The sequence below is a fragment of the Haloarcula sp. DT43 genome, from assembly GCF_037078405.1.
GTDB classification, from domain to species: Archaea; Halobacteriota; Halobacteria; order Halobacteriales; family Haloarculaceae; genus Haloarcula; species Haloarcula brevis.
The window spans coordinates 191,053-215,147 of record NZ_JAYMGZ010000002.1; the positions used below are offsets into that span (position 1 = coordinate 191,053).

25 protein-coding genes are annotated in these 24,095 nt (G+C 67.5%); 18 read left to right on the forward strand and 7 right to left on the reverse strand.

Going from position 1 to position 24,095, the window contains the following annotated elements; translation table 11 throughout:
* Nucleotides 1-2: 2 nt before the first annotated feature.
* From VI123_RS08245 to VI123_RS08280, 8 genes are all read left to right on the forward strand, one after another.
* Nucleotides 3-587 carry a V-type ATP synthase subunit E gene (locus VI123_RS08245; protein WP_336337580.1) on the forward strand — a complete coding sequence of 195 codons (585 nt, stop codon included), beginning with the start codon at nt 3-5 and terminating at the stop codon, nt 585-587.
* Nucleotides 584-1,657, forward strand: coding sequence for a V-type ATP synthase subunit C (locus tag VI123_RS08250; protein ID WP_336337581.1), 1,074 nt, complete (start codon nt 584-586; stop codon nt 1,655-1,657). Before VI123_RS08245 ends, VI123_RS08250 begins: the two co-directional genes overlap by 4 nt.
* Nucleotides 1,654-1,977 (forward strand): V-type ATP synthase subunit F, encoded by a 324-nt coding sequence (locus tag VI123_RS08255; protein ID WP_336337582.1) that lies wholly within the window; start codon nt 1,654-1,656, stop codon nt 1,975-1,977. The genes VI123_RS08250 and VI123_RS08255 overlap by 4 nt, the downstream gene beginning before the upstream one ends.
* A 2-nt stretch (nt 1,978-1,979) precedes the next feature.
* A complete protein-coding gene (locus tag VI123_RS08260) occupies nt 1,980-3,740 on the forward strand; it encodes an ATP synthase subunit A (RefSeq protein ID WP_336337583.1) in 1,761 nt (586 codons plus the stop codon).
* A gap of 2 nt (nt 3,741-3,742) precedes the next feature.
* Nucleotides 3,743-5,155, forward strand: coding sequence for an ATP synthase subunit B (locus VI123_RS08265; protein ID WP_336337584.1), 1,413 nt, complete (start codon nt 3,743-3,745; stop codon nt 5,153-5,155).
* 93 nt (nt 5,156-5,248) lie between these two features.
* Nucleotides 5,249-6,001 (forward strand): bacteriorhodopsin, encoded by a 753-nt coding sequence (locus VI123_RS08270; RefSeq protein WP_336337585.1) that lies wholly within the window; start codon nt 5,249-5,251, stop codon nt 5,999-6,001.
* 104 nt (nt 6,002-6,105) lie between these two features.
* The gene (locus VI123_RS08275; protein WP_336337586.1) at nt 6,106-6,795 is read left to right on the forward strand and encodes a V-type ATP synthase subunit D; all 690 of its coding nucleotides are present in this window, start codon (nt 6,106-6,108) and stop codon (nt 6,793-6,795) included.
* Nucleotides 6,796-6,833: 38 nt separating this feature from the next.
* The gene (locus VI123_RS08280) at nt 6,834-7,226 is read left to right on the forward strand and encodes a DUF6276 family protein (RefSeq protein WP_336337587.1); all 393 of its coding nucleotides are present in this window, start codon (nt 6,834-6,836) and stop codon (nt 7,224-7,226) included.
* Between the two features lie 24 nt (nt 7,227-7,250).
* Here the strand turns inward: VI123_RS08280 and prf1 are convergent, their stop codons facing one another.
* Nucleotides 7,251-8,507, reverse strand: coding sequence for a peptide chain release factor aRF-1 (gene prf1 / locus VI123_RS08285; protein WP_336337588.1), 1,257 nt, complete (start codon nt 8,505-8,507; stop codon nt 7,251-7,253).
* Nucleotides 8,508-8,845: 338 nt separating this feature from the next.
* Between prf1 and VI123_RS08290 the strand changes: the two genes are divergently transcribed.
* Nucleotides 8,846-9,664 carry a MinD/ParA family ATP-binding protein gene (locus VI123_RS08290; protein WP_336337589.1) on the forward strand — a complete coding sequence of 273 codons (819 nt, stop codon included), beginning with the start codon at nt 8,846-8,848 and terminating at the stop codon, nt 9,662-9,664.
* Between the two features lie 33 nt (nt 9,665-9,697).
* Here the strand turns inward: VI123_RS08290 and VI123_RS08295 are convergent, their stop codons facing one another.
* On the reverse strand, nt 9,698-10,384 hold the full coding sequence (locus VI123_RS08295; protein WP_336337590.1) for a helix-turn-helix domain-containing protein: 687 nt from the start codon (nt 10,382-10,384) through the stop codon (nt 9,698-9,700).
* A 127-nt stretch (nt 10,385-10,511) separates the two neighbouring features.
* Here VI123_RS08295 and VI123_RS08300 point away from each other — a divergent pair, with 127 nt between their 5' ends.
* Nucleotides 10,512-11,303, forward strand: coding sequence for an alpha/beta fold hydrolase (locus VI123_RS08300; protein ID WP_336337591.1), 792 nt, complete (start codon nt 10,512-10,514; stop codon nt 11,301-11,303).
* A gap of 57 nt (nt 11,304-11,360) precedes the next feature.
* Here the strand turns inward: VI123_RS08300 and argS are convergent, their stop codons facing one another.
* The gene (gene argS, locus VI123_RS08305) at nt 11,361-13,100 is read right to left on the reverse strand and encodes an arginine--tRNA ligase (protein WP_336337592.1); all 1,740 of its coding nucleotides are present in this window, start codon (nt 13,098-13,100) and stop codon (nt 11,361-11,363) included.
* Between the two features lie 44 nt (nt 13,101-13,144).
* Nucleotides 13,145-14,911, reverse strand: coding sequence for a site-2 protease family protein (locus VI123_RS08310; RefSeq protein WP_336337593.1), 1,767 nt, complete (start codon nt 14,909-14,911; stop codon nt 13,145-13,147).
* A 103-nt stretch (nt 14,912-15,014) separates the two neighbouring features.
* Here VI123_RS08310 and VI123_RS08315 point away from each other — a divergent pair, with 103 nt between their 5' ends.
* Nucleotides 15,015-15,902: a universal stress protein gene (locus tag VI123_RS08315; RefSeq protein WP_336337594.1), complete on the forward strand. Its 888-nt coding sequence runs from the start codon at nt 15,015-15,017 to the stop codon at nt 15,900-15,902.
* Nucleotides 15,903-15,960: 58 nt separating this feature from the next.
* On the forward strand, nt 15,961-16,131 hold the full coding sequence (locus VI123_RS08320) for a hypothetical protein (protein WP_336337595.1): 171 nt from the start codon (nt 15,961-15,963) through the stop codon (nt 16,129-16,131).
* 44 nt (nt 16,132-16,175) lie between these two features.
* Here VI123_RS08320 and lysS read toward each other — a convergent pair whose 3' ends face one another.
* Nucleotides 16,176-17,813 (reverse strand): lysine--tRNA ligase, encoded by a 1,638-nt coding sequence (gene lysS, locus VI123_RS08325; RefSeq protein WP_336337596.1) that lies wholly within the window; start codon nt 17,811-17,813, stop codon nt 16,176-16,178.
* Nucleotides 17,814-18,500: a UMP kinase gene (pyrH, locus tag VI123_RS08330; protein ID WP_336337597.1), complete on the reverse strand. Its 687-nt coding sequence runs from the start codon at nt 18,498-18,500 to the stop codon at nt 17,814-17,816.
* Nucleotides 18,501-18,898: 398 nt separating this feature from the next.
* On the opposite strand from pyrH, the gene VI123_RS08335 reads away from it, so the two are divergent.
* On the forward strand, nt 18,899-19,147 hold the full coding sequence (locus VI123_RS08335; RefSeq protein WP_336337598.1) for a DUF7123 family protein: 249 nt from the start codon (nt 18,899-18,901) through the stop codon (nt 19,145-19,147).
* 91 nt (nt 19,148-19,238) lie between these two features.
* Nucleotides 19,239-20,447 carry a site-2 protease family protein gene (locus VI123_RS08340; RefSeq protein WP_336337599.1) on the forward strand — a complete coding sequence of 403 codons (1,209 nt, stop codon included), beginning with the start codon at nt 19,239-19,241 and terminating at the stop codon, nt 20,445-20,447.
* 20 nt (nt 20,448-20,467) lie between these two features.
* Here VI123_RS08340 and thiL read toward each other — a convergent pair whose 3' ends face one another.
* A complete protein-coding gene (gene thiL / locus VI123_RS08345) occupies nt 20,468-21,334 on the reverse strand; it encodes a thiamine-phosphate kinase (RefSeq protein ID WP_336337600.1) in 867 nt (288 codons plus the stop codon).
* Nucleotides 21,335-21,430: 96 nt separating this feature from the next.
* Here thiL and VI123_RS08350 point away from each other — a divergent pair, with 96 nt between their 5' ends.
* From VI123_RS08350 to VI123_RS08365, 4 genes are all read left to right on the forward strand, one after another.
* Nucleotides 21,431-22,465: a lysylphosphatidylglycerol synthase transmembrane domain-containing protein gene (locus tag VI123_RS08350; RefSeq protein WP_336337601.1), complete on the forward strand. Its 1,035-nt coding sequence runs from the start codon at nt 21,431-21,433 to the stop codon at nt 22,463-22,465.
* Nucleotides 22,466-22,571: 106 nt separating this feature from the next.
* Nucleotides 22,572-23,033: a 30S ribosomal protein S19e gene (locus VI123_RS08355; RefSeq protein ID WP_336337602.1), complete on the forward strand. Its 462-nt coding sequence runs from the start codon at nt 22,572-22,574 to the stop codon at nt 23,031-23,033.
* 85 nt (nt 23,034-23,118) lie between these two features.
* Nucleotides 23,119-23,463, forward strand: a complete 345-nt coding sequence (locus VI123_RS08360) for a DNA-binding protein (RefSeq protein WP_336337603.1) — start codon at nt 23,119-23,121, stop codon at nt 23,461-23,463.
* Entirely contained in the window at nt 23,464-24,075 is a 612-nt protein-coding gene (locus tag VI123_RS08365; RefSeq protein ID WP_336337604.1) for a DUF7411 family protein, read from the forward strand.
* Nucleotides 24,076-24,095: the final 20 nt, after the last annotated feature.

Sequence of the window (24,095 nt, forward strand, 5' to 3'; positions counted from 1 at the left end):
TAATGAGCCTTCAAACAGTCGTAGAGGATATCCGCGACGAGGCCCGCGCGCGTGCTCAGGAGATTAGCGACGAGGCCGACGAACGTGCCGAGGAGATAATCGCCGACGCCGAGGCCGACGCCGAGCAGATCCGCGAGGACCGCGAGGCCGAGGTCGAGCGGACCATCGAGCAGGAGCGGGAGCAGCGGCTCTCCTCCGCGAAGCTCGAGGCCAAGCAGGCCCGACTCAACGCCCGGCGTGACATCCTCGAAGACGTTCACGGCGACGTCGAGGACGCGCTCGCGGCCCTCGAAGGGGACAGACGAGAGGAACTGACACGCGCACTGCTTGACGCCGCCGTCGACGAGTTCGACGACAGCGACGAGCTGTCGGTGTACGGCCGTGCGTCTGACCAGTCGCTTCTCGAGGATGTACTCGAAGACTACGACGGCGCGACCTACGCCGGCGAGCGGGACTGCCTCGGCGGCGTCGTCGTCGAGAGCAGCGAGTCACGAGTCCGTGTCAACAACACGTTCGATTCCATCCTGGAGGACGTCTGGGAGGACAACCTGAAAGCAATCAGCAACCGCCTGTTCGAAGACCAATGAGTTCGCGAACGGGAACGAGCGGCCAGGGAAGCAACTACGAGTACGTCATCGCGCGGGTCCGAGCCCGTAGCGCGGCGCTGTTCGACGACGACGACTACCGGAAACTGGTCCGCATGGGGACGGGCGAAATCGCCCGCTTCATGGAGGAAACCGAGTACGAGACCGAGATGAACGCGCTCGGCTCCCGGTACGACGGCGTCGACCTCGTCGAGTACGCGCTGAACCGGAACCTCGCGAAACACTTCGACGACCTGCTTCGCTGGTCCGAGGGGGCGCTGTACGACTACATCGCCCGCTACCTGCGGAAGTTCGACGTGTGGAACGTCAAGACCGTCATCCGCGGGCTCTACTCCGACGCCGAACGGACGGAGGTCGAGGACGACCTCATCCGGGCGGGGGAGTTCACCGACCGGCGCATCGAGGACCTGCTGAACGCCGGCTCTATCGAGGAGGTCGTCGAGCGACTCGACGACACTATCTTCGGCGAGTCGCTGGCTGAGGCCTTCGACGTCTACGAGGAGAGCGGCGTCCTCGTGCCCTTGGAGAACGCGCTCGACCGCGCGTTCTACGAAACGCTGCTGTCGGGGCTGCCGGACAATCCGGAGGTCGACAGCCCGACCGGGCTGTACGTCGAGTTCCTCGAAACCGAGGTCGACTTCCGGAACCTCCGGAACGCGCTCCGGCTGGCCCACAGTGGTGCCGACATCGACCCCTCCGAGTACTTCATCGAGGGCGGCCAGCTGTTCGACGAACAGACGGTCGCGCAGCTGTCGACGAACCTCGACCAGCTGGTGGGGGCCGTCCGCGAGAGCAGGTACGGTGAGGACCTCGACCAGGCGCTGTCGGCGCTCGAAGAGGCCGACAACCTCATCGACTTCGAGCGGGCGCTGGACGCGGCGCTGCTCGAGTACGCCGACCGGCTCTCGAACCGCTATCCGCTGTCGGTCTGTCCGGTGTTGTCGTACGTCCTCGCGAAGGAGCGCGAGGTCGACAACATCCGGGCCATCGCCCGCGGTCGCGAGGCCGGCCTCGGTCCCGACGAAGTCGAACAGGAGCTGGTGATACTATGAGCCAGGAGATAGCTGTCATCGGGAGCCCGGAGTTCACGACGGGCTTTCGGCTAGCTGGCGTCCGCAAGTTCGCGGACGTGCCTGCCGAGGAGAAAGACGAGCAACTCGACGACGCCGTCGAGGAGATGCTCAACGACGACGACGTCGGCATCGTCGTGATGCACGACGACGACCTGTCGCATCTCTCACGCGGTGTCAGGCAGGACGCGGAGACGAGTGTCGAGCCGGTGATGGTCACGCTCGGCGGCGGCACTGGGAGCGGCGGACTGCGTGAACAGATAAAACGAGCCATCGGTATCGACCTGATGGACGAGGACTAACCATGAGTCAAGCAACAGACACAGACGTCCGCGAGGACGGCATTATCGAAAGCGTCTCGGGACCGGTCGTAACGGCTCGGGACCTCGACGCCCGGATGAACGACGTCGTCTACGTCGGTTCGGAAGGGCTGATGGGCGAGGTCATCGAGATAGAAGGAAACATCACCACGATTCAGGTGTACGAGGAGACCTCCGGCGTCTCCCCCGGCGAACCCGTCGAAGGGACGGGCTCGCCCCTCTCCGTGGACCTCGGGCCGGGCATGCTCGACGCCATCTACGACGGCGTCCAGCGCCCGCTCGACGTCCTCGAGGAGAAGATGGGGTCGGCGTTCCTCGACCGCGGCGTCGACGCGCCGGGTATCGACCTGGAGAAGACCTGGGAGTTCACCCCCGAAGTCGAGGAAGGCGACGAGGTCGAGGCCGGCGACATCGTCGGCACCGTCCCCGAGACGCCGAGTATCGACCACAAAGTGATGGTCCCGCCCGACTCCGACGGCGGCGAGGTCGTCGCCATCGAATCGGGCAACTTCACCGTCGAGGAGACGGTCGTCGAACTGGACAGCGGCGAGGAAATCCAGATGCACCAGGAGTGGCCGGTGCGCCAGCAGCGGCCGACCGTCGAGAAGGAGACGCCGACGGAGCCGCTCATCTCCGGCCAGCGCGTGCTCGACGGCCTGTTCCCGATTGCGAAGGGCGGGACGGCCGCCATTCCCGGTCCCTTCGGCTCCGGGAAGACGGTCACGCAGCACCAGCTCGCCAAGTGGGCCGACGCCGACATCGTCGTCTACGTCGGCTGTGGCGAGCGCGGCAACGAGATGACCGAAGTCATCGAGGACTTCCCGGAACTCGAGGACCCGACCACCGGCAACGCGCTGATGGACCGGACCTGCCTCATCGCCAACACGTCGAATATGCCCGTTGCGGCACGTGAGTCCTGTGTGTACACGGGTATCACCATCGCGGAGTACTTCCGCGACATGGGGTACGACGTGGCGCTGATGGCCGACTCCACCTCCCGGTGGGCCGAGGCCATGCGCGAAATCTCCTCCCGGCTCGAGGAGATGCCCGGCGAGGAGGGGTACCCCGCGTACCTCTCCGCTCGCCTGAGCGAGTTCTACGAGCGCGCCGGCTACTTCGAGAACATCAACGGCACCGAGGGGTCGGTCTCCGTCATCGGGGCCGTCTCGCCCCCGGGCGGGGACTTCTCGGAACCGGTCACCCAGAACACGCTGCGTATCGTCAAGACGTTCTGGGCGCTGGACGCCGACCTCGCCGAACGCCGGCACTTCCCCTCTATCAACTGGAACGAGTCGTACTCGCTGTACCGCGACCAGCTCGACCCGTGGTTCGAGGAGAACGTCCGGGACGACTGGTCGGAGACGCGCCAGTGGGCCATCGACACGCTGGACGAGGAGGCCGAACTGCAGGAAATCGTCCAGCTCGTCGGGAAGGACGCGCTGCCGGAGGACCAGCAGCTGACGCTGGAAATCGCCCGCTACCTGCGCGAGGCGTGGCTCCAGCAGAACGCCTTCCACGACGTCGACACCTTCTGTGAGCCCGAGAAGACCTACCGCATCATGAACGCCGCCAAGACGTACAACGATGCGGCCTTCGAGGCGCTGGATGCCGGTGTTCCCGTCGAGGAAATCACCGACATCGACGCCGCACCGCGGCTCAACCGTATCGGCGTGCAGGAAGACTACAACGAGTACATCGACGACCTCGAAGACGACATCGAGTCACAGCTCAGGGAGCTGTACTAACAATGAAAGAGTACCAGACAATCACGGAGATCAGCGGACCGCTGGTGTTCGTCGAGACCGACGAACCGGTCGGCTACGACGACATCGTCGAAATCGAGCTCAGCGACGGCGAGACCCGCCGTGGCCAGGTGCTCGAATCCGCGAGCGACTACGTCGCCATCCAGGTGTTCGAGGGCACCGAAGGTATCGACCGCGATGCCTCGGTTCGCTTCCTCGGCGAGACGATGAAGATGCCCGTCACCGAGGACCTCCTCGGGCGGGTCATGGACGGGACCGGCCAGCCCATCGACGGCGGCCCGGAAATCGTCCCCGACGAGCGCCGCGACATCGTCGGCGAAGCCATCAACCCCTTCTCGCGGGAGTACCCCGAGGAGTTCATCCAGACGGGCGTTTCGGCCATCGACGGCATGAACACGCTCGTCCGCGGCCAGAAGCTCCCAATCTTCTCCGCCTCCGGCCTGCCGCACAACGACCTGGCGCTCCAGATTGCGCGACAGGCGACGGTGCCGGAAGAGGAGGAGGGCGAAGACGACGAGGGCTCGGAGTTCGCCGTCATCTTCGGCGCGATGGGTATCACGGCCGAAGAGGCAAACGAGTTCATGGACGACTTCGAGCGCACCGGTGCGCTGGAACGCTCCGTCGTCTTCATGAACCTCGCGGACGACCCGGCCGTCGAGCGGACGATTACGCCGCGGCTGGCCCTGACCACCGCCGAGTACCTCGCCTTCGAGAAGGACTACCACGTCCTGGTCATCCTGACGGACATGACCAACTACTGCGAGGCGCTGCGGGAAATCGGTGCCGCACGTGAGGAGGTCCCGGGCCGCCGTGGCTACCCCGGCTACATGTACACCGACCTGGCCCAGCTCTACGAGCGCGCCGGTCGAATCGAGGGCCGCGAGGGCTCCGTGACCCAGCTCCCGATTCTGACGATGCCCGGCGACGACGACACGCACCCGATTCCGGACCTGACCGGGTACATCACCGAGGGGCAGATATACATCGACCGCGACCTCAACAGCCAGGGCATCCAGCCGCCGATCAACGTCCTGCCGAGCCTCTCGCGGCTGATGGACGACGGTATCGGCGAGGGGCTGACCCGCGCCGACCACGCCGACGTGAAAGACCAGATATTCGCCGCGTACGCGGAGGGTGAGGACCTGCGCGACCTCGTGAACATCGTCGGTCGCGAGGCGCTGTCGGAACTGGACAACAAGTACCTCGACTTCGCCGACCGCTTCGAGGAGGAGTTTGTCGACCAGGGCTTCGACACGGCCCGCGACATCGACGAGACGCTCGAACTCGGCTGGGACCTGCTCTCGATGCTCCCGAAGGACGCGCTCAACCGCATCGACGAGGAGCTCATCGAGGAGCACTACCGCGAGGACGAGACCGCCGAAGCCGTCGAAGCGTAACGACGGCCCTACATCTCACGGCCGCCCGCCGTTTGTACCTAATATTTTGGGTATGCCACTATTTCGCTTTGAGTGCCTAATGTAAACTGCACTATGCCAGCACCAGGGAGCGAAGGAATTTGGCTGTGGTTAGGTACAGCGGGCATGTTCCTCGGCATGCTATACTTCATCGCGCGTGGCTGGGGCCAGACCGACGACAGGCGCCAGAAGTTCTACATCGCGACGATACTCATCACGGCAATCGCGTTCGTGAACTATCTCGCGATGGCGCTCGGGTTCGGGCTGACGTTCATCGAGTTCGGCGGGTCGGAACACCCCATCTACTGGGCGCGATACACCGACTGGCTGTTCACGACGCCGCTGCTGTTGTACGACCTCGGGCTGCTCGCGGGAGCAGACCGGAACACAATCTACTCGCTCGTCAGCCTCGACGTGCTGATGATCGGGACCGGTGTGGTCGCGACGCTGAGCGCGGGCAGCGGCGTGCTGTCGGCCGGCGCGGAACGGCTGGTCTGGTGGGGCATCAGCACCGCGTTCCTGCTGGTCCTGCTGTACTTCCTGTTCAGCTCGCTGTCCGGCCGGGTCAGCGACTTGCCCAGTGACACGCGCAGCACCTTCAAGACGTTGCGCAACCTCGTGACTGTCGTGTGGCTGGTGTACCCGGTGTGGTGGCTCGTCGGCACTGAGGGGCTCAGCCTCGTCGGTATCGGCATCGAGACGGCCGGCTTCATGGTCATCGACCTAGTCGCGAAGGTCGGCTTCGGCTTCATCCTGCTCCGGAGCCACGGCGTGCTTGACGGTGCAGTTGAGTCCACCGCCACCGGCGCGACGCCCGCGGACGACTAACGACGGTCGCCGACTCCGTTTTTTCAGTGCCAATCCGGTAGCGACGGTGCACGGGCCGTAATAACTGGAAACCGTTAACTGCCTACGTCGAAAACAGGCCCGTAATGGCTAAGGACGTCAAACCCACGCGCAAGAACCTGATGCAGATAGAGGACCGCATCGAGCTGTCCGAGCGTGGGCACGACACGCTGGAGAAGAAGCGTGACGGCCTCATCATGGAGTTCATGGACATCCTGGACCAGGCACAGGACGTCCGGGAGGACCTCGACGACTCCTACGACCGGGCCCAGCGCGCTATCAACATGGCGCGGGCGATGGAAGGCGACGTGGCCGTCCGCGGGGCCGCCGCCGCGCTCAAGGAACATCCCGAACTGACGACCCAGTCCAAGAACATCATGGGCGTCGTCGTCCCGCAGATAGAGTCCAGCAAGGTCCGGAAGTCGCTGGACGAACGCGGGTACGGCGTCATGGGGACCTCGGCCCGAATCGACGAGGCCGCGGAGGCCTACGAGGAACTGCTGGAGAACATCATCCTCGCCGCCGAGGTCGAGACGGCGATGAAGAAGATGCTCGAAGAGATAGAGACGACGAAACGGCGCGTCAACGCCCTCGAGTTCAAACTCCTGCCCGACCTCTACGACAACCAGGAGTACATCGAGCAGAAGCTCGAAGAGCAGGAGCGCGAGGAAATCTTCCGCATGAAGAAAATCAAGGCCAAGAAGGAAGAAGAGGAAGACGAACTCGCGGCCGCGGAGACGGAAGAGGAAGTCGAGCCGGTCACTGCCGACGACTGAGCGGTACCGTTTTTGCGCTCTCCCGCCCGTAGATGAGTATGTCCTGTCCCGACTGCGGCGGCGACCTCGTCTCGTTCCCGGTCCCGGCCGACCTCCGGCAGTTCCTCCCCGGTGACGAGCCCGGAGCCAGCGTCTGCCGGGCCTGTTTAGCGCTCCAGCCGGCGGTCGACCCGCCCGGTACTACCCCGGATTTCGCGGCCCTCGACGGCGCGTTCCCCGACGACGACGCGGCGGCGGTCCCGCTGGCGTTGCTCGTCGGCCTGCTCGATTCGCTCGCGATGCACCGCGAGGAGATAACCGCCCTGCTGGAACGCGTCGAGCGGGAGGGCGTCGACCCGCTGTTGGTGCTTGACCGCCTCGACGCCAGCTACGGGGACCGAGCCCACGTCGACCTTGGGAGCCGCCGCCGACAGCTCGAACAGTTACTGTGAACGCGAAAACAGCGACGTAGGTCCTCAGACGCCCGTCGAGTACCGGAGCAGGCCGGCGACGCCGCCGAAGGCGGTCAGGAGCTGCTCGCCCTTCTCGAAGTCCGTCGAGATGAACACCGTCTCGGTGCCGCGCTGGTCGGCCAGTTGCATCAGGTGGTCGATGGCGTCCTCGCGCTCGCCGTCGTCGGCGTCGACTGTGGCACCGCAGCGGGTGCACTCGTGGTCGTCGGTCGCCGCGGAGCTGTTGATGAGGTCGTACTCGTCGTGGCCGTTCTCGCAGGTGTAGGCGACCACGTCCTTCCGGAGGTCCTCTGAGATGAGCAGCTGCTCGACGGCCCCCATGTTGAGGTTCTGCCGGGTCTGGTCGAATCCGTAAGTGGCTTTGTCCCCGTTGTGGAGCTGTTTGAAGAAGTCCTCCATGAGCTCCTTGTCCCGGAGCATCTCGTGTTCGGCCAGCACCTCGTCGGCGGCGTCCACGAGGTCGTACAGCCCGGACTCGTCGGTGTAGGCCACGTCGAACTTCCCGAGCACCATGTCCTGTAGCTCGTGGTGGAGGTAGTCGCCGTCGAGGAACTCGTCTTTCGTCGGAGAGGGGCCGCCGACGAGGATGCCGTCGATGTCGTGGCGGTCGGCGACGAACAGGTCGTTGGCCATGCCGGCGACCTCCTGGTAGAAGTTGTCGATTGCTTCGAGCCGGAGGCGGGCGAACCGCTGGGCGGACTGGCCACCTTTCCGCTGTTTGCCCGGCACCAGCGAGGAGGCGGACTTGACGGGTTCGACCCGTTTGCCCTTCAGCCAGCCGACGTTGGCCTCGCGCCGGTCGAGCACGATGAGGCCGAACAGCCCCTTGTCGGCCAGCATGTGCTCCAGTGGCTCGGTCAGGAACTCCGAGTCACAGTGGTAGCGGAACGACTCGATGGGGTCCGGCGGCGACTCCAGTACCTTCGTCACCATGTCGGTCCGGCCGCCGCCGGTGTCGAACGCCCCCGAGAACAGCACCAGGCCGTTCTCCGGCGGCGTGTTGTCGTAGTACCGGAGCCGGTCCTTGATAGAGGTGAGCGCGTCCTGGACCGCGGTGCGTGTGTCCTTCGATTTGATGTTCGAGGCTTCGGAGTGCTCCTGGGTGACGTGGGCCACGACGTCGCTTATCTGCTTGTCCTCGGGGACGTAGATAGAGACCAGTTGGGTGCCCGAGCCCTGGTACCCCTTGAGCTCCTCTATGACCTTCCGGAACTCGTATTTCTGCTTGTCAGATTGTTCCTGTTCCTGCTGCTCGCTCATTACTCTGTGTTGGCCGAGGTGGCGTAAGAACCTGTTGACAGCGAGAGCCCGAGCGAAGCGAGGGGTCTCAGACCGGAGCGGCGACCGGCGGGAGCCGTGCGATTCTCGCTTCGTTCGAATTGTAGGACGTGCGAGCGGGGAGGAACGACCCGCGAGCAGCGAGAGCCCGAGCGAAGCGAGGGGTCTCGGACCGGAACGGCGACCGGCGGGAGTCGTGGAGGACGGGGACGAAGGGCGCGCGCCGAACGGGCCGTTCCGGGCAGCAGCCGGCCGTTAGCGGTCCGACAACGACAGTCGCATTTATATAACTGCCTGCATTGTACCCAAGCAATCAGACTATGGCCGGGTACGTGTGTACGGTTGCGGGCGGCAAGGGCGGCGTCGGGAAGACGACGACCGCAGTGAACCTCGGGGCCGTCCTTCAGGAGATGGACTACGACGTCGCCGTCGTTGACGCGGACCTTGGGATGGCGAACCTCGGGTCGATGCTCGCCGTGGAGCCCGAACAGAGCCTCCACGAGGTGCTGGCCGGCGAGGCGGCCGTGAGCGGGGCCCTGACCGACGTGCCGGGCGGACTCACGGTGATTCCGGGCGAGCAGTCCTTGGAGGCGTTCGCTGACGCCGACCCCGCAAAGCTCAGGACAGTCATCAAGACGCTCCGGAACGCCTACGACGTGGTACTGATAGACACCGGGGCCGGTCTGAGCCACGAGGTCGCCGTCCCGCTGGGTCTGGCCGACGGTATCGTCCTCGTGACGACTCCCGACGACGTCGCGGTGGGCGATACGGTCAAGACGGCCGAGCTGGCGAACCGCATCGACGGGACCGTCCTCGGCGCGATAATCAACCGGGCGACCCGACACACCGACGTCGCGGCCATCGCCGAGGGGATGGCGTTCCCGCTGCTCGCGGTCATCCCCGACGACCCGCAGGCGACGACCGAGGAACCGCTCGTGCTCAACGCCCCACAGAGCGCGGCCGCCGACGCCTACCAGCGGCTGGCGGCGGCCTTGGAGGGCGTGTTCTTCCGCGACGAGAGCCCCGAAACGGACCTCGAAACGATACTGGACGACGAGTGGTTCCTCGACGACGCCGAGGACCCCTCCGACGTCGACGACGACGAGGACTCCGGCGGCATGTTCGGGCTGTTCAACTGACGCGTCCCACCTGTTCCGGTCCCGAACTGTGACTCACTCCGGCAGCGGCGGCCACAGCGTCGCCACCGTCTCCTGGATGATCTGGGTCTGTGCCCGGCGCAGTCGCTCGGAGAGCGACGACGCCGAGATGTCCAGTTCCCGGGCGACGTCCTCCAGCGACGCACGTCGCGGAATCTCGAAGTACCCCAGTTCGTACGCCGTCCGAAGCGCCTCCAGTTGGCGGTCGGTGAGTCCGTCGCCGGGCCGTTTCGGCTCCGACTCGCGGGTCAGCCGCTCCAGCCCGAAGCCGGCGTTTCGCTGCCAGAACGAGGAGAACGCGGTGAACGCCGCCCGGTCGGCGAACCAGCCCAGTTGCTCCCAGCCGTCGGCGGTCACGGTTATCCGCTCGATGATGGCGTCCGCGGTGGCGAGCGCTTCGAGCCCGTCGAGGTCGTCTATCTGCTCCCCGAGTTGCGCCTCGAAGCTCAGCGCCGGCACCGCCTGGTACCGGCGGGTGTCGCCGGCCGACCCGATGTGCGTCCACTCTGCCACGTCGCGGGCGTCGGTGAGTGCCCGCTCGACGGCCGACTCGGACCCACCCGTCACGGTGGTGAGAAACAGCGGCTGGCGACCGTGGTTGTACTGCAGCGAGAGGGTAATCGACGCGTCGGGCACCGCGTCCGCGACTGACACGAGCGGCAGTGCGTCGCAGCGAATCCGAAACTCCGCGATAAGCCCCATACGCTCCCGTACCCGGCCGAGGATGAAGCGCCTGTCGGAACGGCGGCATCGGCTGACGGAACTCCCTTTTAAACGGCCGAACCACTGAGAGAACGGCTTAGCCAGGCTCGGCCCGACCTACTGGTGCATGCAGTCGACACACTCCACAGACGAGCTTGCGGTCGAGTTCGAACGCTACGGCGACGGTCAGCCGCTCCTCCTCCTGCACGGCGGGATGGCACCCACGGAGTACTGGGGGCCTGTCCTCTCGCAGTTCGAGGGCTACGGGGCGGTCGTCCCGCAACGGCCCGGCTTCGGGACCTGTCTCGACGCCCCCGAAGAGACGAGCGCCGACGCGGTGCTGGACCGCGAAGCCAGATACGTCCGGGCGCTCGCCGACGCCGTCGACGGCGACCCGGTTCTGTTCGGCCACTCCTACGGCGCGCTCACCGCCATCGAGGCCGCGACCGCGATGCCAGTCGATGCGGTCGTCGCGTACGAGCCGGCGGTGCTTCCCGCCGAGTACCGGGCCGAGGCCGACCTCGCCGACCGGATGGCGTCGCTCGTCGCGAACGGACGGCGAGAGGAAGCGGTGAAACGCTACGTCGAGCAGGTCCTCCACCCCGACGGCATCGACGACCTCGACGCCTGGCTGGCGGAGTGGCCCGTCTGGCCCGACTGCGTGGCCCTCGCCGAGGAGGTCGTCCGGATGAACCGGTCCGTCGAGCGGTACCGGCTCCCCGACCGTCTCGACGTTGACGCGCCGACCCTCGTTCTGTCCGGCACTGACGGACCGGATTTCCTCCGGCAGAGCGCGCGGTCCGTCCACGAGGCACTGCCACACAGCCGGTTCGTCGAGTTCGACGGCGTCAGCCACAGCGGCCCCGCCGAGGCACCCGCGGTAGTTGCGGCGGAAGTCGAGGCGTTCCTGGAGACATAGTCGTCGAGTGCGGGGTTCCGCCTGTCGACCGGTCCACACCGAATAGCCGGTGACGGCCTACATCGAGGTCGGCGCGTCGACCCCGAGTGCGTCGAGCGCGTTCGCTATCGTCGTCCGGGTGCCGTCCACGAGCGCCAGCCGCGCGGCGCGGGTCTCGGGGTCGGCGTCGAGCACGGGACACTCCCGGTAGAAGGCGTTGAACGTCTCGGCGAGGTCCCGAGTGTACGTGGCGACGGTGTGGGGCGTCAGGTCGTCCGCGGCCGCCTCGACGACGGCCGGGAACCGGGCCAGTTCGCGGAGCAGGTCCCGCTCTTCCGGCTCCGACAGCGGGCCGAAATCGGGCTCGTCGGGCACGTCGCCCTCCACGTCGTCCAGGATGCCACAGCAGCGGGCGTGGACGTACTGGACGTACGGGGCGGACTGGGCTTCGAAGTCGAGCGCGCGGTCCCACTCGAAGGTGATGCCCTTCGTCGGCTGCTTCGAGACGATGTCGTAGCGGACCGCGCCGATGCCGACCTGGCGGGCGATGCGCTCGACGTCGTCTTCGTCGAGGTCGCCGCGGGTCCGGTCGTCCAGTCGGGACTCGACCTCGTCGCGGGCGCGGTCGATGGCCTCGTCGAGCAGGTCGTCGAGGTCGATGCCGGTCCCCTCGCGGGTGCTCATCCCGCCCTCGGGGAGGTTCACCCAGGAGTAAAACACCTGGCGGAGCTGGTCGGTGTCGTTGCCCAGCAGGCCGAGCGCGGCGTCGAGCTGGTCGGCCTGGAGCTTGTGGTCCTCGCCCAGCACCGTCACGGCGCGGTCGTAGTTCTCGAACTTCCACTCGTGGTGGGCCAGGTCGCGGGTCGTGTACAGCGAGGTGTCGTCCGAGCGCAGGAAGACGAGGTTCTTCTCGAAGTCAGGCAGGTCCAGTTGCCAGGCGTCCTCCTCGTAGACCGCGCAGTCGAGGGCCTTGAGGCGGTCGACGAGTGCGTCGGTGTCGCCGTTGCGCATGAACCGCGTCTCCTTGACGAACTCGTCGAACTCGGCGGGCAGGCGCTCCAGCGTGGTCTGCATCCCGCCCAGCACCGTGTCGACGACCTCGGCGACCCGCTCGTAGGTCTCCTCGTCGCCGTCTTCGAGGCCCTGCAGGATGGCCTGAATCTCCGCCTCGGCCGCCTCTACGTCCGCCGGATCGCCGTCTTCGAGGACGGCGTTGCCCTTGCGGTAGTACCGGACCATCTTGTACTCGGGGGAGTCCCGTTCCGGTTCGGGCAGGTCGTCCTCGTCGAAGGTCTCGTAGGCCCACGTGAACACTGCGATCTGGCGGCCGGCGTCGTTGACGTAGTAGTGGCGGTCGACGTCGTAGCCGGCGTAGTCGAGCACGCGGGCGACGGCGTCGCCGATGATGGGGTTGCGCGCCCGGCCGACGTGGACGGGGCCGGTCGGGTTCGCCGAGGTGTGCTCGACGACGACGCTCGTCTCCCGGTCGGGCAGCCGGCCGAAGCCGTCATCAATCACCGCATCGAGGGTCGCCGCGAAGTACGCCTCGCTCGGCAGAAAGTTCACGTACGGGCCCTGGGTCGTCACGTCGCTGACGTAGGTGAGGGCCTCTGCGTCGATGGCTTCGGCGATGTCGGCGGCGACCTCCGGCGGCGGTGCGCCGACCTCACCGGCCAGCCGGAAGGCGGCGCTGGATGCGAGCACGGCGTCGACGCCCTCCGGCGGCTCCTCGATACCGAGGTCCTCGGCCGGCAGGTCGAGTGCTGTGAGCGCGTCGGCGAGGGCGTCCTCGACCTCCGCGCGGAGCTGCAGGAACATACGCCCGGCTTTCGCGGCGGGGAGTAAATGGGTAACGAAACCCCTCAGGTCAGCAGCCGCGGGCCGAACACCATCAGCAGGAGGCCGCTTATCATCGACACCGTAATCGCGACCGAGACGGCCGTCGTCACCCGTCGCCCGTCGGAGACCGGCAGCCGCGAGACGAACGACTCGGTCGCCGCCCGGAGGATGTGGCCGCCGTCGAGCGGGAACGTCGGGATGAGGTTGAACTGCCCGATGACGAGGTTGATCCAGCCGGTCCAGAACAGGACGTTCGCCAGCAGGAACACCGGCGTCGTTCCCAGCGCCCCGAGCGGGCCCTGGACGGTGTAGAAGTTCGTCGCGATACCGGTGAAACCGGCGAAGTTGTAGCCGAAGCCGCCAGCGACCCCGATGAACGGGAGCAAGAGCGTGCTGAAAATCCGCTGGGCGAACGAGAACTCGGAGACGGACGTGGGGGTGTCGGGCGACCCGCCGAGGAACTCGAGGAACGCGGCCGCGGGGTAGGCGTCGATGCCGAAGTCGCTGACCTGGATGCCGCTGATGCCCTGCTGGATGCTGACGCCGACGATGCCGTTGTCGACCTGCTCGCTCTCGGCCATCGTCACCTGGTAGGTCTCGCGCGAGCCGTCGACGTAGCCGGTGATAGTCACCCGGTCGCCGGGCTGACCGCCGTCGAGCGCCTCAATCAGCGCCGTTCCGCTGTGCGTTCGCTCCCCGTCGACCGCGGTGATTATCATGCCCTCGCCGCTCGGCGCGCCTTCCCCGGCGAGCGGCCCGTCATCGGCGACCAGCACGTACGCCCCGAGTGGAGTCGTGACGGTCTCCCCGGACTCGGTCTCCAGCGTCGCGACGGGGTGGTCTCGGGCCGCCCGCTCGAACTCGCTACCGGTCGCTACGGCGGTCCCGTTGACGGCGACAATCGTCTCGCCCGTTCCCAGCGGCGCGCTTTGGAGGGCGGCCGAGACGACCACGGACCGCTCGACGGTGACGGGGTCGCTGTCCTTCCGGGCTATCTCGACGGTCCGCGCGTCGCTTTCGGCCAGTACGGTCTCCAGTTCCTGCTGGTTCGCGACGGGCTGGCCGTCGACCGCCGTGATGACGTCGCCCGACTCGATGCCCGCGGCGGCTGCGGGGGTCCCGCTGACCGGGCTCCCGACCGGGACGCCGTCGACGACGGCGACAGCGCCGGCGACCGGGCCAAACAGCAACAGGAGCGTGACGATGGCGAGCGCGAAGTTGTTGGTCACGCCGGCCGTGTACATCCTGGCCTGTGCGCCGCGGTCCGACCGCAGGAGCTCGTCCTCGTCGGGTTCGACGAACGCGCCGACCGGGACAATCGCGAGCAGGGCAAGCCCCATCGACTCGATGCCGATGTCCTCGACGCGACAGAAGAGCCCGTGCCCGCCCTCGTGGACGACGAGCCCGAGCAACAGTCCGAGCACGATTTCGGGCGCGACCGACAGCGGGAGGAAGTCGTTGACGCCGGGAATCGCCAGCGCGTTCCGGGGTTCGTTCAGGGCGGAGGGCTGTGGGTTGACCAGCGCCTGGTACGCGCCGAGCGCCACGAGGAGGAAGGAGCCGACCATCACCACCAGCCCGAACCCGACGCCGAGGTTCCCCCAGGCCCGCCAGAACCGCTTTGGCCGCGCGAGCCAGTCGAGCACGGCCTTGCCTTTCTGCGTGTGAATCGTCGTAATCGGGCCGCTGAAACGGATGTACTCGGGGACGACGCCGCGGGTCCGGAGCGCCATCGCGAGGAGGGTGTAGGCGACAAGGCCCGCGAGGACCCACGTCAGCGTACTCACCATTTACCCGAAACTAGGCGTAGCCAAGCAAGAGGGTTTGGTTTGGGATAGGCCGCCGCCCCCCGGCGGCCAACGGTGAAGTGACCGCGCCGCGAACGGCTACACAATGTACGACCACGTTCTCATCCCGGTCGACGGGAGCGACGAGGCGACGGCCGCCGCGCGGCGCGGCCTCGCACTGGCGAAAGCCTTCGACGCGACCGCCGAGGCGGTCTACGTCGTCGAGGGGCGAGCGCGCAGACTCGCACGGACAGACCGCGAGCGCGACCAACTCCGGGACCACGGCGAGGCGGTCCTCGCTGACGTCGAAGCCCTCGCCGCCGATGTCGGCCAGCCCGTCACGACGGCACTGCTGGAGGGCAAGCCGAGCGTGCGGATAGACGAGCACGCCCGCGAAACCGACGCGGGGCTCGTCGTCCTCGGCCGACAGGGGATGACCGGGCTCGGGAAGCGTCTCCTCGGCGGCGTCACCGAGCAGCTCCTGCACCGGGCCACGGTCCCCGTCCTCGTCGTATCGGGCGCGGAACCGACGGAAGGGTTTGACTACTCGCAGATACTCCTCCCGACCGACGGCAGCGAGAACGCCGAAACGGCGACGCGTCACGGCGCGGCGCTCGCGGCCCGGTACGGCGCGACGGTCCACGTCCTCAACGTCGTCGACATCCAGGCCGCCGGCGGGACCTTCAACGCCGGCGGGCTGAACGAGGCGTTCGTCGAGCGGCTCGAAGCGAACGGCCGCGACGCCGTCGCGTCGGTCGCCGACGCGCTCGACACGGCGACTCCCGACGTGGCCGTCGAAACCGCGGTAGCGCGGACGGACTCGTTCGACGGTGTCGCCCCCGGAATCCGCGAGTACGTCGCCGACAACGACATCGACCTCGTCGTGATGGGGTCACACGGCCGCTCGAACCTGCAGCGCCGACTGCTCGGCAGCGTCACGTCCCAGCTCCTCCGCACCGTCTCGGTTCCCGTGCTGGTGACGCCCCGGCGGTAGGTGGACGAACCACCCGTTCTATGTACTGTGAGAACGTACCGCAAGCAGGTGTCCGGCAATGCCAGAAACCTGTGGTATCTGTGGCGAGACGGTTCCGTTCGACGCCACGGTCCACGCGATGATTCACACTCACGACGAGGCGGGCGTCATCGACGCGTACGTCTGTCGGGACTGCTACGACGAGCGCCTCGGACCGATGTTCGAGCGGGCTGCGGAGCAGCCGCTCTGAAACCACTGGTCCGTGGCCGTTCGGGCGAGTAGGGGTCGCCTACCCTACCCGTTCCGACGGAACCGTTCGACGACGAACTCGCGGTCCAGTTTCGCGATGAAGGTTCCGAGCTGTGGGCCCTCGGTGTCGTCGAACAGAAGCCGGTAGCCGGCCGAGAAGAACTCGCCGATGTCGATGTCGTTTCGCTTCGCCGTCTCGTAGATTTCGGCCTGAATCGCCTCGCCGTCGTGGCCCTCGGCGATGAAATCGGCCAGTTCGTCCAGCGCGGCCGCCGTCTCCGCGTCGAAGGACGCGTCGGGCATCTCGGCGCGCTTGAGTTCGTAGTTGAACTCGTTGTCCGTGCGGCTGGCCCACTCTTGGGCGCGCTCGACGCGGGCGAGTGCCCCTTCGACGGCCCACTCCGGGGCGTCGTCCGGGATGTGGCCCTCCTTCCGGGCGATTTGCTCGCGGAGTTCGGGGTCGTCGGTCATCCCGAGTACGGCCGCGAACGTGTATGGGATGCGCACCCGCTCCTCGCGCGGTTCGTCCACGACCATCGGATAGGCTCGCTCTGCGAGTTCAGCCTCGTCATCGCTCGCGTCCGCCTCACCGAAGTAGCGCCGCTCGAACCGGTCGAACTCGTCGACGAGCCGGTCGACGCTCTCGACGGAGAAGTCCCGCTGTTTCCGCGGGTCCTTCACGAAGAAGTACTTGAACACCTCGGGTTCGAGGATATCGAGCACTTCGTCGACGGTGATGACGTTGCCCGACGACGAGGAGAGCGGCTCGCCGTCGAGCGTGAACCACTCGTACACCATCGGGACCGGTGGCTGGATGTCGAGCACGTTCTCGGCGATGTCCTCGCCGGAGGGCCAGGAGCCCTCGGCGTGGTCCTTGCCGAAGGGTTCGAAGTCGACGCCCAGAATCTCCCACTGCGCGGGCCACTCGAACCGCCACGGGAGCTTCCCGTCCCGGAGCGAGGCCGTCCCCTCGTGGCCACAGCCCTCGATGGTCTGGTCGCCGGCCTCGACGTCTTCACAGACGTACTCGACTTCGCCGGCGTCGAGGTCGACCGCAGTGACGCCCTCGGTGAGCTTCCCGCATTCGGCACATTGGGGCAGGAACGGGACGTAGTCGTCGTCGACCTTGTTCTGGTACTCGGCGAGCACGTCACGGGCGCGGTCCGCGCGTTCGAGCACGCGGCGCGTGACCGCCTCGAACTCCCCGTCGGCGTACAGTTCGGTGTTGGAGACGAACTCGACGTCGACGCCGACGAGATCGGCGCTCTGTTTCAGGAGGGTCGTGAAGTGCGCGCCGTAGGAGTCACAGCAGCCGAACGGGTCCGGGATGTCGGTGTACGGTTTCCCGAGATTGCGCCCGAGCGCGCCGGCGTCGACCTCCCCGAGGCCGACGACGTTCCAGTCGAGGTCGGCCAGCTGGCGGGGAACCGCACGCAGGCGGTCCTTGTCGTCGGCGGTGAACACCTGCCGGACCTCGTGGCCGCGGTCCCGCAGGGCCTCGGCGACGTAGTAGCCCCGCATTATCTCGTTGAAGTGGCCGATGTGGGGGACCCCGGAGGGCGAGACGCCGCCCTTGACGACGATGGGCTCCTCGGGGTCGCGCGCCTCGATGGCGTCCGCGACGGAGTCGGCCCAGAACGCCCGGTCGCTGCCGCGGCCGACCTCGTAGGGGTCTTCCGCCATCTATGCCTCCGGGAGGATTTCGGACCCGTCGAACTCGCCGTCTTCCACCGCGCGCACGACGCGCTCGGGGTCCGTGCCGTCGAGCACCACCGTTCGGATGCCGGACCGCTGGATGATTTTCGCGGCCAGCAGGTCGACGGGGGCGCTGCTGCCGGCGTCCATCTCGATGTCGGCGATGACGTCGACGAGTTCGCTCGCGCCGAGTTCGTCGAACCGCGTCGCGTCCTCGTCCTCGTTCGGGTCGGCGTCGTAGACGCCCGGGACCGACGTGGCGTACACGAGCAGGTCCGCGCCGACGTACTCCGCGAACGCGGCCGCGACGGCGTCGGTGGTCTGTGCGGCGACGATGCCGCCGAGAACGGGAATGTCCCCCCGGCGGATGGCTTCCCGGCCCTCGTCGTAGCTCTCGGCGGGCGTCGGTGCCGCGCGGTCGTCCAGGGCGGCGATGAGCAGGCGGCCGTTCAGCCGCGTGACGGAGATGCCCAGCTGGTCGAGTTCGATTTCGTTCGCACCGAGGTCGCGGGCGCTGCCGATGTAGTCGCGTGCGGTCGGCCCGCCGCCGACGACGGTCCCGAGCGTGTGCCCCTGTGCATCGAGCGACTGGATGGCTTCGGCGTAGTCGGCAACCCGGCCTGCGTCCAGGTCCGGGGCCAGTACGCTTCCACCGATGGAGACGACGACTTTCATTAGCCCGCCGTAACCGCGATGCACTCTTAAGGGTTGTCAAGGCCGCTGGGCGCGCTCTTCGTAGTCAGTGCTTTCCGCGTTGGTCGGCGGTGGAACCGCCCGTCTGACGGGTGGCCGACGCGCTGACGCGCGTCTGACGGACCCGGCGAACTACCAGCGAGATATGCCGCTTATTGGCCCCGTGGAAGGTGATATCCCTCTTTCACAGACTGTTCAAACCACGCCAGACGAACTGGCTATCTGCGGGATGAGAAAGCTTCGTAAAACGTCTAAAAGAATCTCAAACGGTCGTAAAGAATCCGTTTTATCCCGATTTGTCCTGAAAGTGACCGAAGCGACCTGAAGGTTCCCTCCTTTATATACTCCCGGCGGGGTTACGGAGGAGTGAGGTGACAAAGATGAGCGCTACCGCAACGCCCTCCGGCGAGGAAGAGCCCTCCAAAGAAGAGCGACTGAAGTCGTTCCTCGCAGAGAAGGCCAGTGACGGCGAGATGTATTTCAAGAGCAAGTTCATCGCTGACGAAGTCGGTCTCTCCCCGAAGGAGATCGGTGCCCTGATGGTCAAGCTCAAGGACAGCGCGTCCGAGATAAACGTCGAGAAGTGGTCGTACACGAGCGCGACCACCTGGCGCGTCGAACCGGCGTAGGCGACTGGTCCCCGCGTACAGTTCTGTGAGCACCTGCCATCCGCGTGACCGGTCGCGGAGTATTTGTGCGCCCATCGTTTACGAGTAGCCGATGAGTGGTCCCGCCGCCGACCCGCCGTCGCCCGACCGACTGGCCGGCGTGTTCTCCGTCTCGTCAGTGCAACGGACCGGCGAGACCGTCGAGTACATCGGCGACCCGCTGGTGCCGCCTGACGCCGTGGCCGAGCAGGTCCGGCCGGTGTTCCGACAGCAGGGCTACGACGTTCGGCTCGAACCGCTTGGCTCCGCGAGCAACGGCGGGACGACCGTCGTCGTTGACCCGGGCGACAGCGGTCTCGGGGTTCCGCGCACGCGTTCGGACGGATACGCGCTGGTAGCGGAGCCGGTCGACACGGACGCCGGCGTCCCGTGGCTCAACATCGGGCTGCTGCTGGCGACTATCGCCTCGACGCTGTACGTCGGGGCGAGCGCCTGGTACTACATCCCGGTCGCCGAGGCCCCGCTTCGCATCTTCGAGGCCTGGCCGTTCGTCGTGGCGATGCTGGGCGTGCTCGGCATCCACGAACTGGGCCATTACGCCGCGGCCCGCTACCACGGCGTCGACGTGACGCTCCCGTATTTCATCCCGTTCCCCTCGTACCTGGGGACGATGGGGGCGGTCATCAACATCCGCGGGCGTATCCCCGACCGGACCGCGCTGTTCGACATCGGCGTCGCCGGCCCGCTGGCCGGCCTCGTCGCGACGACGGTCGTCACGGTCGTCGGCCTCTCGATAGACCCGATTACCGTCCCGGAACGCGTGGCAAACAGCGACACCGGCGTCCTCATCACGTTCAACTATCCGCTGCTGTTCCAGGCGCTCGAGGCGCTCGTGAACGCGCTGGGACTCGGGAGCGAGATCGGCCCCGGCGAATCGGTCCACCCAATCGTGTTCGCCGGCTGGGCCGGGATGTTCTTCACGTTCCTGAACCTCCTCCCCGTGGGGCAACTCGACGGCGGCCACATCGTGCGGTCCATCGTCGGACAGCGACAGGAAACTGTCGCGGCCGCGGTGCCCGGCGCGCTGTTTGCGCTCGCCGGCTACCTGTATTTCACCCGCGACCCGCCGCCGGTCGGCTTCGGGGCCTGGGGGCTGTGGGTGTTCTGGGGCCTGTTCGCCACCGGGCTCGCGTATGCGGGGCCCGCCAGACCGACGGTGGACGCGGCGCTGGACCGCCGCCGGGCGCTGCTGGGGCTGTGTACCTTCCTGCTGGGACTTGCCTGTTTCACCCCGGTCCCGTTCGAAATCAGCGCCGTGTGACCGTCACTGGCGGCCCTTTTTCAGTGTGAGTACCCCCGGTCCGGGAGCGACTCACCGTCCAGCGTCACGCCGCCATCGGTGACCGTCCCGATTCGGTGGAGCGGGCAGGGGACGGCTTCCTCGGCCTCGGGAACGGCGGACTCGGGCATCGTACAGACCAGTTCGAAGTCCTCTCCGAAGAACACCCCCAGCTCTCTGCGTTCCCGTTCGTCCGCTGCGACCGCGTCGACTTGTTCGTCGATGGGCAGTGGCTCCTCGATAGCGAACCCACAGCCGCTGGCCTCGGCCAACTGGTGCAGCGAGCGGGCCAGCCCGTCGCTGGAGTCCATCATCGCCGTGGCGTGCGGTCGGAGCGCGACGCCCGCACGGACGCGAGGCTCGAACCGGAAGAGGTCGTTCGCCCCGTCAGTCTCTCCCCGGTCGAACAGTTCGAGGGCGGCGGCCGACCGGCCGAGCGTTCCGGTGACACAGACAGCGTCGCCGGGCGTCGCGCCCGAGCGGCGGACCGGGTCAGCGGCCGTGCCGATGGCCGTCGTGGCGACGGTGAACTCGTCGTGGGCGTCCAGGTCGCCGCCGACGTACTCCGCGCCGACCGCGTGACACACGTCCTGTGCCCCGTCGACGAACGCCGCGAGTTCCTCGGGCTCGAACGACGGTGCGCCGTAGGCGGCCACCGCGGCGGTCGCGTCGGCCCCCATGGCGGCCACGTCCGACAGCGAGGCCCCGACGGCCCGCCAGCCGGCCGTGTAGCGGGTCGTCCCCGCCGGGAAGTCCGTCTTCTCGTGGAGCATGTCCGTCGTGATGACCTGCCCGTCCACGACGGCGCAGTCGTCGCCCGCGTCCGGGAGCCGGTCGGCGAGGTCGGCGAGTGCAGCCCGCTCGTCCATACCCGGTCGTCGGTGCCCCCGGGGCAAAACCCCCCGGGTATCGGCCGCCGGGACAGGGTCGGTGGGTTGAAACCGGAGACTGACAATCCCATCCACATGGACGGGAACCGGATGGCGACGGTCGCCGGATTCGCGGCGGCGCTCGCCGTCCTCGCGGGGCTGGTGTGGCTCGTCGGCATCGCCGAGACGCTGGACGCGCTCACGAGGGCTGACCCGGGGGCGCTGCTCGCCGTCGCGGCCATCGCCGTCCTGTGGCTCGTCTCGTGGGGGCTAGCGCTGTGGACGGTCCTGCGGGCGCTCGGCGCGCCGGTCGCGCCACACACCGCCGTCCTCGTGTTCGTCGCCGCCGTGTTCTCGAACAACGTCACGCCCTTCGGTCAGGCCGGGGGCGAGCCGGTGAGCGCGTTGCTCATCTCGGCGGCCGCCGACACCGAGTACGAGACCGGGCTGGCGGCCATCGCCACCGTCGACACGGTCCACTTCCTGCCGTCGGTCGGGTACGCCGTCGTCGGCTTCACCTTCGTCGCCGCCGGCGCGGTCGAACTGACCCGGAACCTGGCCTTTGCCGCCGGGGCCGTCGCGGCGCTCGCGGTCGGTATCCCTGTCGCCGCCGTCCTGGGCTGGCGACACCGGTACCGGGTACAGGCGGCGGTCATCCGCGGCGTGGCACCGACCCTGACGGCTCTCTCGCGGGTCGTGCCCCGGTGGTCCCCGCCGTCGGCGGCGAACATCGAGGCACGCATCGCGGGGTTCTTCTCGGCCATCGAACGCATCGCCACCGACCGACGGACGGTGCTCCAGACCTTCGGCCTCTCTGCCTTCGGCTGGGCCTGCCTGTCGGCGTCGCTGTGGACCGCGCTGTACGCCGTGGGAACGCCGGTGTCGGCCGAAGTCGTCCTGCTCGTCGTCCCCGTCGCCAGCATCGCCAGCGTCGTGCCGCTCCCCGGCGGGTCGGGGGCCATTGAGACGGTCCTCGTGACGCTGCTGGTCTCGGCGGCCCCGGTTCCGGCCGCCCTCGCCACCTCGGCGGTGCTGGTCCACCGCGTCGGGAGCTACCTGCTGCCGACGATTGTCGGCGGCGGCGTCGCCGCCGCACTCGGCGTCGACCGCGCCGCGTCGCCCCCGGAGTGACGCGCTTCCCGAAGTGCATCATCGCCGGCCTGCGGGCGAGTGAACGGTTCACGACCGCCGACTGCGAACGACGCGTTTAAATGACGGCGACGGAAAGGAATCTGCAATGGCTACACTCTACGACGTTCCCCCCGAGGAACTCATCGAGGCACTCACGGAGACGCTCGCAGACGAAGACGACATCGAAGCGCCGGACTGGGCCGAGTACACGAAGACCGGCGTCGACCGCGAACTCCCACCCGAGCAGGAGGACTTCTGGGCGCGACGCGCCGCCAGCCTCCTCCGGAAGGTCGCCGTCGACGGCCCCGTCGGCGTCAACACCCTCCGCTCCGAATACGGTTCCTCGAAGCAGGGGACGACCCGCTACCGCGTCCGCCCCCACCAGAAGGCCGAGGGCTCGGGCAACATCATCCGGACGGCGCTCCAGCAGCTCGAAGACGCCGGCTACGTCGAGACCAGCGAGAACGACGGCCGCCGCGTCACCGGCGAGGGTCGCAGCCTCCTCGACGACACCGCGGGCGACCTCCTGACGGAACTCGACCGTCCGGAACTCGAGCGCTACGCGTAACTGACGCCTTTTCGCCGCTCTCTGTGGTCCCGTAGCCCCCGCTCCGAAATCGTTTTCCGGCCGACACCAGTACATTCGTACAACTATGAGTGGCGACCCCAGCGAGGAGGAACTCGAAGAACTCCGGCAGCAGAAGATGGAGCAGCTCAAGGAACAGCAGGGCGGCGAGGACGAGGCCCAGGAAGCGGCCCAACAGCAGGCCGAGGCCCAGAAGCAAGCGGTCCTCAAGCAGAACCTCACCGACGGCGCGCGAAAGCGGCTCAACACGGTCAAGATGTCCAAGCCGCAGGTCGGCGAGCAGATAGAACAGCAGGTCGTCGCGCTGGCGCGAAGCGGCCGCGTCCAGGGCCAGATAGACGAGGACCAGATGAAAGAGCTCCTCTCGGAGCTGACGCCCGACTCGAAGAGTTTCGACATCAAGCGCCGCTAGATGCGCTGTGCCCTGTTGTACAGCGGCGGGAAGGACTCGACGCTGGCGGCGCTCTTGCTCGACCCCTTTTACGACGTGACGCTCGTCAGCGGCACCTTCGGCGTCAGTGCCGTCGACCCTGCCCGGGAGAGCGCGACAGCCGTGGGCTTCGACCACGCCACGGTCGACCTGGACCCGGACGTGGCCCGCGACGCCGTCGAGCGGATGCACGACGACGGCTACCCCCGAAACGGTATCCAGCAGGTCCACGAACACGCCGTCGAGCGCGCCGCGGACGGCGACTGGCTCGCCGCGGGCGACGACCAGTTCGACGCCGTCGCCGACGGCACGCGCCGGGACGACCGGGTGCCGACCGTCGAGCGCCCGCTCGCCCAGAGCGTCGAGGACCGTTTCGGCGTGGACTACCTCGCGCCGCTCGCGGGCATCGGCCGCGGCGCTATCGACGCGATGGCCGCCGACCGGCTCGTCGTCGAAAGCGGCCCGAGCGCCGAGATTCCGAAGGCCGATTACGAGGTCGAGCTACGGGCACTCCTGCGGGAGCGCTACGGCGAGGGTGCCGTGACCGACGTGTTCCCCGACCACACGCAGTCCCGCGTCCGGGGCCTGCGGTAGCCGCCGGCGGTCCGGGCGCG